We start from the raw sequence: 16759 nt of genomic DNA, 5'->3' as shown, positions 1-16759 counted from the left end.
GCCCCGACGCGCGATGCGCCGCGGGTAGCCGGAACGGCGACATCTGGGCCCCGACGCATCGCCGTCGGGGCCTTCGTCGTGCCAGGGGCTCATTCGGCCCGGTGTGGTCACTGGGCCGGTGTGGTCACTGGGCCGGCGTGGTGGTCACTGGGCCGGAGTGGGGCGCCGCCGGTTCCAGGAGTCGACGATGTGCGTGCGCATCGCCGCGGCCGCGGCCTCGGGATCGCCGGCCGAGATCGCGTCGCTGATCGCCTGGTGCTCGTCCAGCGTCTGGCGCATGACCTCCTCGTTGTACTGGCCGTGGTAGCGCATGCTGGTGCGGGCCTTGTCGTGGATGCTGTTGACGATGGCCCGGCCGAGCCGGTTGCGGGAGGCCGCCATGATCACGTCGTGGAAGCGGACGTCGGCGGCGCCGAAATCGGGGGGAGAGGTGAGGTTCGACCGCATGACGCCGAGCGCCTCGGCGATGCGCTGATCGTCGTCGGAGGTGCGGGCCAGGGCCGCGGCGGCGGCCATCTCGGCTTCGAGCGCGGTGCGTACGGTGACCAGCTCATCGAGGAAGGCCGCGTTCTCGTCGTGCGCGATCACTGAGGCGAGCACGACGTCGTCGAGGAGGTTCCACTGCCTCGGCTCGGTGACCTGGGTGCCGCGACCGTGCTCGATCCGGACCAGGCCCTTCTCCTGGATCACCTTGACCGACTCGCGGATCACCGTGCGGCTGACGCCGAACTCCTCACACAGGTCGGCCTCGGGGGGCAGCGTCGCACCCGGGCGCAGCGTGCCGCGGATGATGTCGTCGACCAGCTGCTCGACCACCGTGGTGCCCAGCTTGGGGGCCCGCTCGCGGCGGGGCCGCTTGGCGGGTGGTCGTGGCCGCACCGCGTCGTCCGTCCACGGACCCTCCGCGTGCTGAGTCAACGTGCCCTCCCTTGATCACGACAGCGTCTTGAGTATAGGCCATTGTGTAGACGTCATTCGTATGATGTCATATCTCGAAACACGGCGTTAACGGAGGCCCAATGAGACGACGCAGTCATGCCGCGTACCGCCGTGCGGTGCCTGCGGCCACCGCCGCCGCGGCGGTTCTTCTCGCCGTCGCGGCCTGCGGTCCCCCCAACCCCACGGCTTCGTCGAAGCCGACCGGCGCCGCTTCCCCGTACGGGTTCACCACGGCCGAGCAGAAGGACGGCAAGCTCGTGGTCTGGGTGGACTCCACCCGGCTCGACGCCGCGAAGGCCTACCAGACGGCGCACCCCGGCGTGCCGCTGGACATCGTCACCTACGACGGCAACGCCAACGGCTCCAACACCCTCAAGACCAAGGTGCAGCTGTTCAACCGGGCCGGCGAGGGCTGGCCCGACGTCGTTTTCACCACCGACAACAACACCGCCTCCTGGGCCTCGCAGGGTGATGACGCCTTCGTCGCCCCGCTCAACAAGGGCCTGCTCGACGACGCCACGCTCGGCGGCTTCGCCAAGGGCGCGCTGGACGTGTGCGCCATCGACGGAACGGTCTACTGCCTGCGCAACGATCTGGCCCAGGTGGTGCTCTGGTACAACAAGAAGCTGCTCGACAAGTTCGGCTACACGTTGCCCAAGACGTGGGAGGAATACACCGCGCTGGGCGAGAAGGTGGCCGCCGAGCACCCGGGATACATCGTCGGCACGGCCGGTGACGCGTGGGCGCCGGAGATCTACATGTGGGGCGGCGAGTGCCCGGCCAACCAGGTCACCGGCGCCAAGGCGATCACCGTCAAGGCGACGCACGCCAAGTGCGTACGGACCGCGCGGATGCTGGACAAGCTCGTCGCGAACAAGACGATGTCCATGCTGCCGCTGTTCGGCCCCGACTTCGTCAAGAACCAGGGCGACAAGGTGCTCATGCTGCCCGGCCCGGCCTGGTACGGCGGGGCGGTGTTCCAGGGCACGATCAAGACTCCGAAGGGCGAGCTCGCGGTCGGCGACGCGCTGCACTGGGCGGACCAGGCGCAGCCGGTGACCGGCAACGTCGGCGGCGGCACCTGGTGGCTGTCGCGGCACACCGCGCGCCTGAAGGCGGCCAAGGACTTCATCAGCTGGGTCGCCACCGCCGACGAGTACCAGGTCGCCCTCTCGCCGGGCTACCCCGCCTTCTCGGCCGCCGCGACGAAGTGGATCAAGAAGCAGCAGGACAGCGGCTACTACGCGGGCGACATCTCCGCCCCGATCGCCGCCGCGGCCGGACGGGTCTGGCCCGGCTGGGGCTCGCCCGAGTTCAGCCAGGAGGCGGTCTGGGCCAAGACCGTCATCCCCGGCCAGACCGCCGGCAAGACCATCGAGTCGCTGCTGCCGGACTGGCAGACGGCGATCGAGCAGCAGGCCCAGGTGTCCGGATACCAGGTCACCAAGTGAGCGTCGCGCACGTGCGGAGTCGTTCCTGGCGGCCTGCCGCCGGGCACGTCTTCGTCTCCGGGTACGTGGTGCTCCTGGTCGCGTTCGGAATCGCGCCCACGGTGTACGCGCTCAATCTGGCGTTCACCGATGGAGAGGGGCGCTTCGCCGGGGTCGGCAACTTCCTGCGTACCGCCCAGGACTACCGGTTCGTGGCCGCGCTCGGGCATGTGGCCACCTACCTCGTGCTGTGGCTGGTCTCCCTGACCGTGCTCGTCCTGCTGCTCGCGCTGGTGGTGCACCGGCTCGCCTCGCGCTGGTCGCGGGCCGCGCTGCGGTTCGTCTACTACGTGCCGGGCGCGCTGGCCGGCGCGTCGAGCGTGCTGCTGTGGCTGTTCATGCTGGACCCCTCCGTGAGCCCGGTCGACGGCCTCGTCCGCTCGCTGTGGGGCGACACGTTCGTGCAGGTGATCGCGCCGGGCCACCTGCCCTGGATCTTCACGATCATCGCCTTCTGGACCGGCGCGGGCGGCTGGATCACGGTCATGTACGGCGCGTTGAACAGCATCCCGTACACGGTGATCGAGGCGGCGCGGGTGGACGGCGCCGGGCCGGTGAAGACGGCGCTGCGGGTGCAACTGCCGATGCTGCGCAAGTGGATCGTCTACATGCTCATCCTGTCCCTCGCCGCGGGCACGCAGCTCTTCGTCGAGCCGCAACTCGTCTCGCAGGCCGGTTTCGGGGTGGTCGGGACCGACTACTCGCTCAACCAGCTCGCCTATCTGTACGCCTTCGACCAGAACGACTTCAACGGCTCGGCGGCGATCGCGATCGACCTGCTCATCGTGGCGTTGTGCTGCGCCGGGCTGTTCGTCGCGCGGGGAGGTCTCTTCGATGCGGACTGATCAACGGCCCGGCATCATCCGGATGGCCGGCCGGGCGCTGATCGCCGTCCTGCTGCTGGCCTTCGCGCTGTTCTTCGTCCTGCCGATGGTGTGGCTGCTGCTCGCCTCGACCAAGAGCCCGGCCGACCTGATCCAGGCCAACCCGCTGTCACCGGGCTCGATCGGCACCCTCGTCACTAACTGGCAGCACCTCATGTCCTTCCAGGACGGGGCGGTGCTGACGTGGATGACGAACTCCGTCGTCTACTCGGCGCTCTCGGTGGCGCTGACCCTGCTGGTCGGCATCCCGGCCGGGTACGCCATGGCGCTCATGCGGTTCGGCGGACGCCGGCTGCTGCTCATCGTCACCCTGGTGGTGATGCTGATGCCGGCGACCGCCCTGGTGCTGCCGATCTTCCTGGAGCTCAGCTATCTCGGGCTGATCAACAAGACGGCCTCGGTCGTGCTGCCGATGTCGTTCTTCCCCTTCGGGGTGTACCTGACCTACATCTACTTCTCCACCAGCGTCCCCGGCGACCTGCTGGACGCGGCCCGGCTGGACGGCTGCGGCGAGACCGCGACCTTCTTCCGGGTGGCGCTCCCGCTGGCCAAGCCGGTCGTAGCACTGGTCGCCTTCTTCAGCTTCGTCAACAACTGGAACAACTTCTTCCTGCCGTACGTGATGCTGCCGAACAGCGACAACTACCCCATGCAGGTCGGCCTGACCCAGATGCTGGCCGCGACCCCCACCTTCAATCCCGTCGTCGGCGCCAACGCCGAGGTGCAGCCGCCCGAACTGGTGCTGGCCACCCTGGTCTCCATCGCGCCGGTGTTGCTGGTGTTCCTGTTCTCTCAGCGCTTCCTGGTCGCCGGGCTCACCGCCGGTGCCACCAAGGGATGAGGAGTACGCATCATATGACCGACAGCTCCGCCCGGCGCCCGCCTGTTGTCACGGCGAGCGTCCCCGTCATCGAGCCCCCGGCCTGGGCTCTGTCCCAGCGTGCGCTGTTCGACCTGCTGGACAGCGGGTGGCGGCTGTTCTCCTCCCGCTACACCCGGCCCGACGGCTCGCTGCGTTACTCCGGCCGGCTGTACAGCCGCGACGGCGCGGACGACTTCTTCGAACCGTTCTTCAACTGGCCCCAGCTCTACCTGCTGGGCGGCGCGGACGACCTGCTCCCCGCGTGCGCTCACCACTGGGAGGGTGTGGTGGCGCAGATGACCGAGCTCGGCATGTTCGCCGACGAGTTCGAGATCGGCTACGACTGGTTCCACCAGGGCGAGAGCCTGCTCTTCACCTACTTCCTCACCGCCGCCGACCCGGCGACCTGGGCCGAGCGGGCGACCCGGTTCGCCGACCTCTATCTCGCGGACCGGCCAAACCCGGACAACTACGACCCGGTCCACCGCATCATCAAGGCCCCGCACAACGGCAGCGGGGGAGCACGGGACGGGGTGTCCGACACGCCCGCCTATCCCTGGACCGAGGCCGAGGCCGCGCAGTACGGCTACCCGCTGGACTGGCTGGTTCCGGCCGGCGCGCCGGTGCCGCCGCTCGCCGACGATCCGCGGCTGGGCGCGGAGATGCGAGAGCGTATGGGCCAGGGCGACGCGGTCGGCAACCTGAGCGTGGCCGGCCTGGTCTGCAACGCCTTCCTGGTCTCCGGCGACGAGCGATACACCGGCTGGCTGCGCGAGTACGTCGGCGCCTGGCAGCGCCGGGCCCAGGACAACGGCGGGATCGTCCCGGACAACGTCGGCCTGGACGGTGTGGTCGGCGGCCGGCTGGACGGGCGCTGGTACGGCGGTCACTACGGCTGGACCTGGCCGCACGGCATGTACAGCGTCGGCCAGGCGACCGCCGTCGGCGCGCTCAGCGCCGCGCTGGCCACGCGGGACGACGGCTACCTCGACCTGCTCCGGTCGCTGCTGGACGCGATCATCGGCCTGGGCGTCAAGCTGCCGTTCAGCCAGAGCGACTCGGCCAACCAGGGCCGCTGGCGCGCCCATCTCGGCGCGGACGTGGACACCGCCACCCTGCTCGTGCCCTACCGGCACAGCGACAGAGGCTGGTTCGACTACAACCCGATCCAGACCTCGGTCCCGCTCGCGCTCTGGCACCACACCGGCGCGGCCGAGGACCGGGCCCGCCTGGACGCGCTGCGCGCCGCCGCCGGTTATGACTGGGCGACGGTACGGCCGTTCCGCGACAAGGAGGAGGCCGGGCACGAGGAGCCGTGGTACGCCTACCTGTGCGGCGACAATCCGGACTACCCCCAGCGAATCCTCGCCGCCGCGCACGCCCAGGCCCGGCGCCGCGTCGCCCTGCTGCTCGCCAACGCCGACCGGGACCTGCCGGAGGAGGCGATCCACCTGTGGCAGAACGTCAACCCGGTGGTGACTGAGGCGCTGGCCCAGACGATGTGGGGCGGCCCGCAGGTCATCTACAACGGCGGTCTGCAGCAGGCCAGGGTCCGCTACTTCGACGCCGAACGCCGCCGCCCCGGTGTGCCGGAGCAGGTCGCCGCGCTGGTCAGCGCGATCGAGCCGGAGGCCACCGTGGTCACGCTGGTCAATCTCTCGGCCACCGACGACCGGGTGCTCATCGTCCAGGCGGGGGCGTTCGGCGAGCACGAGATCGCCACCGCCGTCGCGACCGGGGCCGAGCCCGGCTGGACCGGCCGCGACACCGAGTACATCCACCACCAGCCGGTGCCGTCGGCCACCGAGCTCACGGTCGGCGGCCCGCACCTCACGGTGGAGCTACCGGCCGGCACCACCGTCACGCTGACCCTGCGGCTGCGGTTGCACGCTTACCAGCCGTCGTATCGGCAACCGTGGGATTGAGCCTGTCCTCGCCGCCTTCCGCGACCGGGTCAGCCGTACGGCCAGGAGGGCGAGGGCGGCCACGGGCAGAGCCAGGTAGATCAGGCCGGCCAGCCATTGCCCGGCCGCCACGCCCGGCGCGCCGCGCGGGGTCACCTGCGCGAACCAGTCCTGGGCCAGCACTGGCCCGTACAGAAGGAGCAGTCCGACCGCCACCTGCGTCGCGACGACAGCCGCGAGCATCCACGTGCGCTCGCGCCGCGCGATCGGCCGGGGCAGCGGATCGACCCCGGCCAGCACCCAGCAGCACAGCAGCCCCGAGCCGAAGAACAGGCCCTGGGTGAGCAGGTGAACCGCCTGGTTGGTGACCGACGAGGCCAGCCATCCGGTGCAGTAGAGGGCGACGACCGGCAGGACGTAGACGGCCAGGAGGTTCGGCGGATGAGTGAGCCGCCTGGCCAGGGGGCTGTTCAGGATGGCGGAGGCGACGTCGCCGTACTGTGAGCCGGGTGTGATGGCCCGCGCGGTCAGCGTCAGCGGCGCCCCGAAGGCCAGCAGCAGCGGGCCGACGACGTTGAGCACCGTGTACTGCAGCGCGTGCGCCGACGGCATCGCCCGCGCGTAGGCGCTCACGCCGCCGGCGAGCACCATCGCCAGCACCGCCACCCCGGCGAACCAGGCGATCGTCCGGCTCACCGGCCACGGCACGCCCGCGCGGGCGAGCCTGCGCAGCCCGGACAGATAGCCGATGACCGGCAGCGCCAGGGCGAGCAGGACCAGCGGGTTCGGCCGGACCTCGGTGATCAGGTGGCCGATCGAATAGGGCGCCAGGTCGTAGCCCAGCAGGTCGTCGTGGCTGCCGGTGGTCGGCGGCGCGGAGCGCGACAGGCCGACGGCCAGGCCCATGGCCGCCGCCATCACCACGATCTCGCCGGTGGCCAGCCGGATGAAGGTGCCTCGCGTGGGGCGTTCGGCGATCCCGGCGATGGTCCGGCGGCGGTGGATCCACCCGATGACGCCCAAGGCCACCAGCGCCGTCACCTTGGCCAGGACGAGCGTGCCGTACCTCGTCGTCCACAACTGCGGCACCGAGTCCAGCCGGACCCAGGCGCCGGCCACACCGGACACGGTCACCGCGACGAAGCAGCACAGGGCCAGCGTGCTGAATCTGGCGACGACGCCGGCGAGCCGGTCCGAGCGGCGGAAGTGGATCAGCACTGCCGCCAGGCCGCCGACCCACACGGCCGCCGCGAGCAGGTGCGTCATCAGCGCGGAGACCGCGACGTCGTGATCTCCGGCCGAGGCGGCGTGACCGACGTAGGCGGGCGGCAGCAGGCCGAACGCGGCGGCCACGAGCAGGGCCGCCGCCCACCGGGGCCGCCGCCCGTCCCGTACCCGCGAGGAGCCGAGCACCACGACCGTGGCCGTGCACGTCACCACGAGCATGGCCTGCGTCTGGGGGAGGGCGGTGCCGAAGTTCAGCAGGGTGAAGTCGGCGAACACCTCGCTCGCCGGGAGGCTGAGGATGTTCGCGAGCGTCAGCAGGTAGGTCAGCAGCGCGCAGACCGCCCACCCCAGTGCCCAGCCGCCCGCGGCGCGTACGCAGGCGCTCGCCTCCGGCGCGTCGCGCGGGGCCAGGATCACCCCGGCGATCAGCGTCCCCACCGTGGCGACGGAGCACAGATCCAGCGCCAGCCGCGCCAGCGGCACTCCCCAGACGGTCAGCGGATCGGGTGTCGGCAGGCCCTTGATCGGCGGCGGCGGTCCGCCACCGCCGATCCATAACGCGCCTACCAGCGCCAGGACGCCGACCGCGACGGCGACACCGGCGTATAACAGCGCCCGACGCCCGGATGACAGCACCAGCGTCCTCCTTCGTCAGGGGGCGTCCCTCTCTTGGGCAAGCGTCCCCCTATGGACGGGTACGTCCGCGTACCTGTGGTGGTTCGATCCGGATGACGGCCGCAGGAGCGGATTTATCGCTTTATTCTTCCGCGAAGCTCGGCGCCGGGGTCGGCGATCGCGGTGATCGCCGCGGTCTCCGTCGCGGCGGTCGGGCCGGGCAGGGTGGGCTTGAAGGCGTAGACCAGGGCGGCGGCGGCGATGGCGCCGGTGTTCAACGCGAGAGCCCGGTCGTTGATGTTCATCGCGGTGTCGCAGGCCTTGTGGTAGCACGCGTCGTACGGCTGGCCGGCCGTACCACCGAACAGGGCCGCCTCCTCGGCCGTCTTGATGTCCTCGGCCCCGGTGAACAGGCCGCCCGAGGCGATGCCGGCCGCGATGAACGGGCCGTAGTCGGAGCGGCCGTCGAAGTCGGTGCCGTTGTGACCCTGGCCCAGCAGGTCGTAGTAGTGCTCGAACAGCTTCTCGATCTCGGCCGAGCCGGGCGGGCCGGCCGGCGCGCCAGTGGCGTCGGAGTCGTCACCGTCGTAGATCTTGAGCGCGTAGTTCGGCGAGGCGACCATGTCGTAGTTGAGGTAGAGCTTGATCTTGCTCCGCCGGGCGGGGGTCAGGTGGTCCACGTAGTACGTCGAGCCGAGCAGGCCCAGCTCCTCCGCGCTCCACCAGGCGAAGCGGAGCTTGTTCCTGGTGGGGATCTTGCCGAGCGCCTCGGCGACCGCCAGGAGCGCGGCGCTGCCCGAGCCGTTGTCGTTGATGCCCGGCCCGGCCAGGACGGAGTCCAGATGCGCGCCGGACATGACCACCTTGTTCGGGTTGCCCCACGGGGAATCGGCGATCACGTTGGAGGTGGTGCGTACCTCGCTGATCGTGTCGGTCCTGAGGTGGACCGTCGCCCCCGCGGCGAGTTCCTGGCCGACCGCGAAGGAGGCGCCGACGACCGGGATGGAGACCGGTTCGCCGAGGTTGCCCTGCGGAGTCGCGGTACGGTCCGGCTGGCCCTCGTTGAAGATGATCGCGGCCACGGCGCCCGCCGCCTGAGCGTTGCGCGCCTTGACGAGGAAGGTGCAGGTGCCGCGCTGCAACAGCGCGATGTTGCCCGGCTTGAAGCCGGCGAAGTCGGCGGCTTCGCAGCCGGAGGTGGAGGTGTTCGGCGTCGGGCCAGGTGGCAGCATCACGTCGACGTTCTGCAGGGCCGCGACGACGTCGCCGCGCCCGGAGTAGCTCATCGTGGCGAACTCGCCGAGGCTGGAGCCGTCTGGCGGGGTCGGGGCGTAGACCTTGTGCGCCGGGGTGACCCGCTCCATCAGCGCGGTGGATCTCTCCTGGTAGAAGGGGAACTCGAACGGCTGAATGGTCACCTGGTAACCGGCGGCCCTGAGCTTGGCGGCCACGTAGTCGCGCGACGCCTCGTGGCCGAGGGTGCCCGCCGCGCGGGTGCCGTGGTGGATGTTGGCGACGGCCTGCAACGCCCGCAGGTGCTCCTTGACCGTCGCGAGGGCCCCGGAGCCGATCAGCCTCCCCTCGCCGGGGCCGGGGGCGGCATCGGCGTGGGCGGCGACGGGGGCGAGGGTGAGTGCCGCGACCACGGTGAGGGCGCGGTGGACACCCCCGCGCATGACGGTAGGCATACGGTTCCTCCAACTGGGTGTGCTGCGATCCGGACACCATCAGCCGGGAAGAACCTGGCGACCGCCAGGCAGATGATCACCCCATTCTAGGAGCGGGGCCCGCGAAAACCGGACATTCACCCACTCAGGCATGTCGTGGCGTTATCCGAGGTATCGGCGCCTGTCGCGTCACACATGGCGTTATCCGAGGAAGCCGCGCCTGTTGTGTCACTCGTGGTGTTATCCGAGGTAGCCGCCCATGGTGCGGAAGTAGTCGGTGGCCGCGTGCTCGACGCCGTCCGGGGTCCGCAGCCGTTTGACCACCAGCCCGCGCCGCTGCCCCGTGCGCGCGTCCGCGCCGGCGACGATGACCACCCCGTCCCCCTCCCGGATGAAGATCCGTCCGGGGGTGCCTCCGTAGCGGGCCTGCGACACCGCGGCCGAGACGATCTGGATCCGCTCTCCGCGATGGTGGCTGAAGGCGTTCGGGTAGGGGTCGGACTGGGCCCGGACCAGCCGCTCCAGGTCCTCCGCCGGCCAGGACCAGTCGATCCGGCCGTCCTCGACCGACCGCTTGTGGAAGAAGCTGGCCTGGGTACGGTCCTGGGCGACCCAGTGCGCCCGGCCGGAGGCGATCAGCTCCAGCGACTCCCGAACGAGGGGCTCGATCAGGTCCACCGTCCGGTGGAAGAGGTCGGTCGTGGTGTCGCCGTCCTTCACGGGCACGGCCCGTTGCAGCAGGATGTCGCCCGCGTCCAGCTCGGCGTTCATGCGGTGCGCGGTGACGCCGACCTCCCGCTCGCCGTTGATCAGGGCCCAGATCAGCGGCGAGAAGCCCGCGTACGCCGGAAGCAGCGAATCATGGATGTTGAGCGTGCCGTGCGGCGGCAGGTCGAAGATCTCCGGCGGCAGCCAGGTCCGCCAGTTGTTGGCGACGATGATGTCCGGCGCGGCGTCCCGGAGCGTCCGGAGGAGGCCGGCGTCGTCGGGCCGGTTGCGCAGCAGCACCGGCACGTCGTGCTGCTCCGCGAGCTCCGCGACCGAGTCGTCCCAGATCTTCTCGTAGGCGTGCTCGCTCTTGGGGTGGGTGACGGCGAGGACCACGTCGTGGCCGGAGTCGAGCAGGGCGCGTAATGTCCGATGGCCCCATGTCTGGTACCCGAACATGACCACTCGCATGATCGATCCTCTCTGTCATGTTTCTTGAAAGGTTAGCCTTACCTTATCTACTATTGCCCCGATAAGGGAGGCGATGCCGCGGTGGAGACCCTGCCGAGTGGTCCGGACACGATCTACGACATCCTGGGAGTCGGATTCGGGCCGTCCAACCTGGCGCTGGCCATAGCCGTCGACGAGCACAACGCGCGGGTTCCGGAAGCGGACCGGCTGCGCGCCGGGTTCCTGGAGAAGCAGGCCGCCTTCGGCTGGCATCGGGGCATGCTGCTCGACGACGCCACCATGCAGGTGTCGTTCCTGAAGGACCTGGTCACCATGCGGGACCCGGCGAGCGACTTCAGCTTCCTGTGCTACCTGAAGGAGCGCGGCCGGCTGGTGGACTTCCTCAACCACAAGACGCTCTTCCCGTTACGGATCGACTTCCACGGCTACTTCGAGTGGGCCGCGACCCGGATGCGGGCGATGGTCGAGTACTCCGCCGAGGTCCTGTCCATCGTGCCGGTCGTCACGGAGGACGGCGCGGTCCCCCTGTTCGACGTGACCAGCCGCGACCCCGGCAACCCGGAGCGCGTCATCGTCCGCCGTGCGCGCAACATCTGCGTCGCCACCGGCCTGGAACCGCACCTGCCGCCGGACGCCGCCCTGTCCGACCGGGTGTGGCACAACAGCGAGCTGATCCCGCGCGTGGCCGCCCTCACCGAGGCCGGCGTTGCGGTACGCCGGATCCTGGTGCTCGGGGCCGGGCAGAGCGCGGCGGAGACGGCCGACTATCTCCACCGGACCTTCACCGGCGCCGAGGTGTGCGCGGTGTTCGCGAAGTACGGCTACACCCCGGCCGACGACAGCCCCTTCGCCAACCGGATCTTCGACCCCGAAGCCGTCGACACCTTCTTCCAGGCTCCGCGCTCGGTCAAGCAGGCGCTCCACGACTATCACCGGGGCACCAACTACTCGGTGGTCGACATGGACCTCATCGAGTCCCTGTACGCGACCATGTACCGCGAGAAGGTCCAGGGCAACGAACGCCTGCGCATCCTCAAGGTCTCCCGCATCAGGGACGTCAGCGTCAACGGCGACCGCCTGGACGTCACGGTGGAGTTCCTGCCCACCGGCGAGCGGGAGGTGCTGGCCACGGACATCCTCGTGCACGCCACCGGCTACCGCCCCCAGGACCTCGGCGCCGTGCTCGGCGAGACGGCCAAGCTCTGCCTGCGCGACGAGGAGGACGAGGTCCGGATCGGCCGCGACTACCGCGTCGAGGTGCCCTGGCACGTGTCAGCCGGCATCTACGTACAGGGGGCCAGCGAGCACACGCACGGCATCACCTCCACGCTGCTGTCCACCACGGCCGTCCGCGCCGGCGAGATCCGCGACTCGCTGCTCGCCAACCGCGCGCGAGCCACGAGCTAGTGGTCTCCCTGCGCCCGCAGCCGAAGCAGACGGAGCAGACGAAGCAGACGAAGCAGACGGAGCAGACGGAGCAGCCGGAGCAGACAGAGCCGACGGAGCGGCAGCCGGCCGGTGGCGTGGCCGCGACGAACGCGGGCCGCAGCGCGTGGCTGGCGGTGTGCCTGGTGCTGCTGGCCGTCGCCTGCGTCCTGAGCATCGTCATCGGCACCAAGAACATCGCCCCGAACACGGTCTGGAACGCCTTCGCCCACTTCACCAACACCGACGACCAAGTGCTCGTACGCGAGCTGCGCGTCCCCCGGACAGCGCTGGGCCTGATCGTCGGCGCGGCGCTGGGCATCGCGGGCGCGCTCCTCCAGGCCGTGACTCGCAACCCGCTGGCCGACACCCAGATCCTCGGCGTCAACGCGGGCGCGGGCCTGTTCGTGGTCTTCGCGATCGGGGTGCTGGGGCTCACCGGGATCTGGTCGTACGTGTGGTTCGCCTTCCTCGGCAGCGCCGTCGCGATGATCCTGGTGTACGCGCTGGGCTCGGCGGGGAGCAGGGGCGCGACGCCGATCCAGCTGACGCTGGCCGGTGTGGCGATCGGCGCGGTGATGGAGGGCGTCTCGGCCGGAATCCGGCTGCTGAAGCCGCGGGCGTTCGACTATCTGCGGTTCTGGGACGTCGGCACGCTGGCGGGCAGACCACTGTCGATCGCGGGCGCGGTCGCGCCGTTCGTCGTGGTGGGGCTGGTCCTGGCACTGGCCGTCGCGCATTCGCTCAACGCCATCGCGCTCGGGGACGACCTCGCCCGGTCACTGGGCACGAACATCGCGCGGGCGCGGGCTCTGTCCATGGTCGCGGTGACCCTGCTGGCCGGCGCGGCCACCGCGGCCGTGGGCCCGATCGGGTTCGTGGGCCTGATGGTGCCGCACGCCGTCCGCTGGATGGTCGGGCCGGACCAGCGCTGGATCTTCGCCTACACGATGGTGTGCGCACCGGTTCTCATGCTCGCCGCCGACGTCGTCGGCCGGGTGGTCATCCGACCGGCGGAGCTGCAGGTGGGGATCGTGACCGCGTTCGTGGGCGCACCGGTGCTGATCTGGCTGATCCGCCGCAGAACGGTGAGCGGCCAGTGACCGGCCCAGCGGGGTCCGGCCCCATGGAATCGGGCCCGGTGGGATCTGGTGCGGCGGGATCCAGTGCGGCGGGTTCCGGCCTGGACTTCGGCCGGCGGGTCGTGGTCGTGCGTGGGGCGTCGGTGTCGCTGCGGTTCGGCGTGCGGACGGCGGTCGTCTGCGGCGTGCTGGGTCTGGCGGCCCTCGCGGTGGGCGTGCTGGCTCTAGGCACCGGTGAGTTCGAGGTGCCCGTGGGGGAGGTGGTCCGCGTCCTGCTGGGCGGCGAGCCGGGGCCCGCCCGGCTGGTGATCGTGGAGTGGCGGCTGCCACGGGTGCTGCTGTCCCTGCTCATCGGGATGGCCCTGGGGCTGAGCGGTGCGGTGTTCCAGTCGTTGACGCGCAATCCCCTGGGCAGCCCCGACGTGATCGGCTTCAACACCGGCGCCTACACCGGCGTACTGGTCACGATGATGTTCGTCGGCCGCGACTACTACCAGACGGCTGCGGGCGCGCTCGCGGGCGGCCTGCTCGCCGCCGCCGTGGTCTACCTTCTGGCCTACCGGATGGGCGTCCAGGGGTTCCGGCTGATCATCGTGGGGATCGCGGTCAGCGCGATCCTCGGCGCGGCCAACCAGTGGTTCGTCATCAAGGTGAACCTGCAGACCGCCGTCGCCGCCGCGATCTGGGGACAGGGCAGCCTGAACACCCTGACCTGGGACCAGGTCCTGCCCGTGGCCGTCTCGGTCGCGCTGCCGACCGCGCTCCTGGTGGCACTCGGGCCGCGCCTGTCCCTGCTGACCATGGGGGACGACGCCGCCGCGGCGCTCGGCGTAGGGACGGAACGGTCGCGCCTGGCGTACCTCGTCCTCGGGGTCGCGCTGACGGCGGTGGCGACGGCCGCCGCCGGGCCGATCTCGTTCGTCGCGCTCGCCGTCCCGCAGCTGGCCCGCCTGCTGACGCGGACGGCCGGCATCGCGCTGGCGCCGTCCGCGGTGACAGGCGCGCTGCTGCTGGCCACGAGTGACTGGCTCGCCCAGCGGGCCTTCGCCCCCACCCAGCTCCCGGTCGGCATCGTCACGGTGTCGCTGGGCGGCCTCTATTTCGCCTGGCTGCTGGCCAGGCACGCGCGCGGCCGATGAGGAGGGTCATCGCCGTCGTGGCGCGGGGCGACCCGGAGGCGCGCACACCCCTGGTCATCCCCACCCACCCCCGATGCCGAGGAGGCACAGTGTCCGACAATCCCTTCGACGACGAGAACGGCACCTTCTACGTCCTGGTGAACGACGAGGAACAGCACTCCCTGTGGCCGACCTTCAAGGAGGTGCCCGGCGGCTGGCGGATCGTCTTCGGCGACGGCGGCCAGAGCAAGCGGCAGGAGTGCCTCGACTACGTCGACGCGAACTGGACGGACCTGCGTCCCAAGAGTCTGCGTGAGAGCATGGCCCGCGCGTCGGCCCAGGTGAACGACAGCTGAACACGTCAGCCACGGCGCGGCCCCGGACGGGGCGGCGCGTTCTCCTGCGTACGGTGACCCGCAACCGGCGGCGGCTGGGCCTGGGAACCGGCCTCATCAGCCTCCACCAGGTGTGCGAGTCGCTCGTGCCGATTCTCATCGGTGTCATCGTCGACCGGGCCATCGGCCCCGGCGACGGTGGCGCCCTCGTGCTCTGGGTGGCGGTCCTGGCGGTGCTGTTCGTCGTGCTGACGACGGTGTACCGGTTCGGCGCCCGGCAGCTCATGCTCGCCATCGCGCTGGAGGCTCACACTCTCCGGGTCGAGGTGGCGGAGAAGATCATGCATCCGCGCGGCATCCGTACTAACCGGCGCGCCGGTGACCTGCTCACCATCTCGACCACCGACACCGACAACACCTCGTACCTGCTGGACTACGTGCCGCGCGTCGCCGGCGCGGTGACGGCGACCGTGGTGAGCGCGGTCGCGCTGCTCGTGATCGACGTCCGGCTCGGGCTGGCCGTGCTCGTCGGGACGCCCGTGGTGCTCCTCGCGTTGCAGGCGGGCACGCCGCTGATCACCAAGCGGGTGACCGAACAGCAGGAACGCGCGGCGGAGGCCACCTCGCTGGCGACCGACCTGGTCAGCGGGCTGCGCCCACTGCGCGGCCTGGGCGCCGAGGAGGCGGCCGCCCAACGCTACCGGGAGGTCAGCGGACGGTCCTTGCGAGCCGTCGTCCGGGCGGCCCGCACCCAGGGCGTGTACGTGGCCGCCTCGACGACCTGCGGCGCGCTGCTGGCCTGCGGCATCGCGATCCTGGCCGGGTGGTTCGCGCTGACCGGGCGGATCAGCGCCGGAGAGCTGATCACGGTGATCGGGCTCGCCCAGTTCCTGATGGAGCCGATCGGGCTGCTCGCCATCGTCCCGAGCTGGGTGGCGGAGGCGCGGGCGTCGGCCGAGCGTGTGGCCGTCATCCTGAACGCGGACCCGCTGGTGCCCGACGGCACCGAGCCGCTCGACAACGGGGCGCTCGCCGATGGAGCGTCCGTCGACGGGGCGCTCGGTAACGGGGCGCTCGGTAACGGGGCGCTTTCCGATGGGGCGTCCGGCGGCGGGGCGCCCGGTCTGGAGGTGTGCGCCCTCAGATACGGCACCCTCGACGGGGTGGACCTCTATGTGCGTCCCGGCGAGTTCGTGGGCGTCGCGGCACACCGCTCCGCCGACGGAGAGGCGCTGGTCAGGGTCCTCTCGGGGCGGGTGGCGCCGGCGGAGTACGACGGCCGGGTCCTGCTCGGCGGTCGGGAGCTGGCTCGGATACGGCTGGCGCACGCCCGCCGGACGATGCTGGTGGAACCCCATCAGACGGACCTGTTCACGGGCACGATCCGGGACAACCTCACCGTCGGCGCACCGGCGGCGGGCCGGGTGGTCCCGGCGGATCAGGCTCTGTCGGCCGAAGTGCCGGGTGAGGTGTCGGCCGAAGCGCCGGCCGAAGTGCCGGCCGAAGTGCCGGGTGAGGTGCTGGCTGAGGTCTTGGCCGCCTCGGCCGCCGATCAGGTGCTCTCCGCCCATCCCGACGGTCTGGAGCACCTGGTCACCGAGCGGGGGGCCAGCCTGTCGGGCGGGCAGCGGCAGCGGGTCGCGCTCGCCCGGGCGCTGCTGGCCCGGCCGCCGATCCTCGTGCTGCACGACCCGACGACGGCCGTGGACGCCGTCACCGAACACGCGATCGCCCAGGGCGTACGGGCGCTGCGGCACGCGCAAGCCCCCGGCCAGGGCGTACAGCCTCCGTGGCACCCGGGCGGTGCGGCGGGGCCGTTCACCACCGTCGTGGTCACGAGCAGCCCCGCGATGCTGGCCGCGACGGACCGGGTCGTCGTCATCGACGGCGGCCGGGTGGTCGCCCAAGGGAGCCACACCGAGCTTGCCGCCACTGACAGTGACTACAACCGGGCGGTACTGAGATGACCGGAGCAGACCGGGCCGGTACTGAAATGACTGGACCGGACGGGGCCAGTGCTGACATGACCGGA

At 70.9% G+C, this 16759-nt stretch carries 13 protein-coding genes; 9 read left to right on the top strand and 4 right to left on the bottom strand.

All coding sequences use genetic code 11. From position 1 onward, the window contains the following. Positions 1-144 precede the first annotated feature (144 nt). Positions 145-918 carry a FadR/GntR family transcriptional regulator gene (locus tag AB0H88_RS04785; protein WP_357641299.1) on the bottom strand — a complete coding sequence of 258 codons (774 nt, stop codon included), beginning with the start codon at positions 916-918 and terminating at the stop codon, positions 145-147. A gap of 101 nt (positions 919-1019) precedes the next feature. Here AB0H88_RS04785 and AB0H88_RS04780 point away from each other — a divergent pair, with 101 nt between their 5' ends. From AB0H88_RS04780 to AB0H88_RS04765, 4 genes are read left to right on the top strand one after another with little or no spacing between them, the layout of a single operon-like run. Then, on the top strand, positions 1020-2390 hold the full coding sequence (locus AB0H88_RS04780) for an extracellular solute-binding protein (RefSeq protein ID WP_357641297.1): 1371 nt from the start codon (positions 1020-1022) through the stop codon (positions 2388-2390). Positions 2391-2401: 11 nt separating this feature from the next. Further along, a complete protein-coding gene (locus tag AB0H88_RS04775) occupies positions 2402-3274 on the top strand; it encodes a sugar ABC transporter permease (protein ID WP_357641295.1) in 873 nt (290 codons plus the stop codon). Continuing rightward, on the top strand, positions 3264-4154 hold the full coding sequence (locus tag AB0H88_RS04770; RefSeq protein ID WP_357641293.1) for a carbohydrate ABC transporter permease: 891 nt from the start codon (positions 3264-3266) through the stop codon (positions 4152-4154). The genes AB0H88_RS04775 and AB0H88_RS04770 overlap by 11 nt, the downstream gene beginning before the upstream one ends. A 14-nt stretch (positions 4155-4168) precedes the next feature. Further along, positions 4169-6100 carry a hypothetical protein gene (locus AB0H88_RS04765; protein WP_357641291.1) on the top strand — a complete coding sequence of 644 codons (1932 nt, stop codon included), beginning with the start codon at positions 4169-4171 and terminating at the stop codon, positions 6098-6100. On the opposite strand, the gene AB0H88_RS04760 is transcribed toward AB0H88_RS04765, so the two are convergent. The 3 genes from AB0H88_RS04760 to AB0H88_RS04750 all read right to left on the bottom strand — a co-directional run bounded on the left by AB0H88_RS04760 (position 6017) and on the right by AB0H88_RS04750 (position 10767). After that, complete coding sequence (locus AB0H88_RS04760) at positions 6017-7942, bottom strand: cytochrome c oxidase assembly protein (RefSeq protein ID WP_357641289.1); 1926 nt, start codon at positions 7940-7942, stop codon at positions 6017-6019. The two genes, AB0H88_RS04765 and AB0H88_RS04760, sit on opposite strands and share 84 nt — an antisense overlap. A gap of 113 nt (positions 7943-8055) precedes the next feature. Next, positions 8056-9609 carry a M28 family peptidase gene (locus AB0H88_RS04755; protein ID WP_357641287.1) on the bottom strand — a complete coding sequence of 518 codons (1554 nt, stop codon included), beginning with the start codon at positions 9607-9609 and terminating at the stop codon, positions 8056-8058. Between the two features lie 219 nt (positions 9610-9828). Continuing rightward, complete coding sequence (locus AB0H88_RS04750; RefSeq protein WP_357641285.1) at positions 9829-10767, bottom strand: methionyl-tRNA formyltransferase; 939 nt, start codon at positions 10765-10767, stop codon at positions 9829-9831. Between the two features lie 81 nt (positions 10768-10848). Between AB0H88_RS04750 and AB0H88_RS04745 the strand changes: the two genes are divergently transcribed. The 5 genes from AB0H88_RS04745 to AB0H88_RS04725 all read left to right on the top strand — a co-directional run bounded on the left by AB0H88_RS04745 (position 10849) and on the right by AB0H88_RS04725 (position 16694). Next, positions 10849-12174 (top strand): SidA/IucD/PvdA family monooxygenase, encoded by a 1326-nt coding sequence (locus AB0H88_RS04745; protein ID WP_357641283.1) that lies wholly within the window; start codon positions 10849-10851, stop codon positions 12172-12174. Next, the gene (locus AB0H88_RS04740; RefSeq protein WP_357641282.1) at positions 12174-13295 is read left to right on the top strand and encodes an iron chelate uptake ABC transporter family permease subunit; all 1122 of its coding nucleotides are present in this window, start codon (positions 12174-12176) and stop codon (positions 13293-13295) included. Before AB0H88_RS04745 ends, AB0H88_RS04740 begins: the two co-directional genes overlap by 1 nt. A 38-nt stretch (positions 13296-13333) precedes the next feature. Next, the gene (locus tag AB0H88_RS04735; RefSeq protein WP_357641280.1) at positions 13334-14413 is read left to right on the top strand and encodes an iron chelate uptake ABC transporter family permease subunit; all 1080 of its coding nucleotides are present in this window, start codon (positions 13334-13336) and stop codon (positions 14411-14413) included. An 89-nt stretch (positions 14414-14502) separates the two neighbouring features. Further along, positions 14503-14748 carry an MbtH family protein gene (locus AB0H88_RS04730; RefSeq protein ID WP_357641278.1) on the top strand — a complete coding sequence of 82 codons (246 nt, stop codon included), beginning with the start codon at positions 14503-14505 and terminating at the stop codon, positions 14746-14748. A 53-nt stretch (positions 14749-14801) separates the two neighbouring features. Further along, positions 14802-16694, top strand: a complete 1893-nt coding sequence (locus AB0H88_RS04725; protein WP_357641276.1) for an ABC transporter ATP-binding protein — start codon at positions 14802-14804, stop codon at positions 16692-16694. Positions 16695-16759 lie beyond the last annotated feature (65 nt).

The organism is Nonomuraea sp. NPDC050680 (assembly GCF_040654555.1).
In the GTDB taxonomy this organism is placed as follows: domain Bacteria; phylum Actinomycetota; class Actinomycetes; order Streptosporangiales; family Streptosporangiaceae; genus Nonomuraea.
This window is presented reverse-complemented; position numbering and strand designations above follow the sequence as displayed.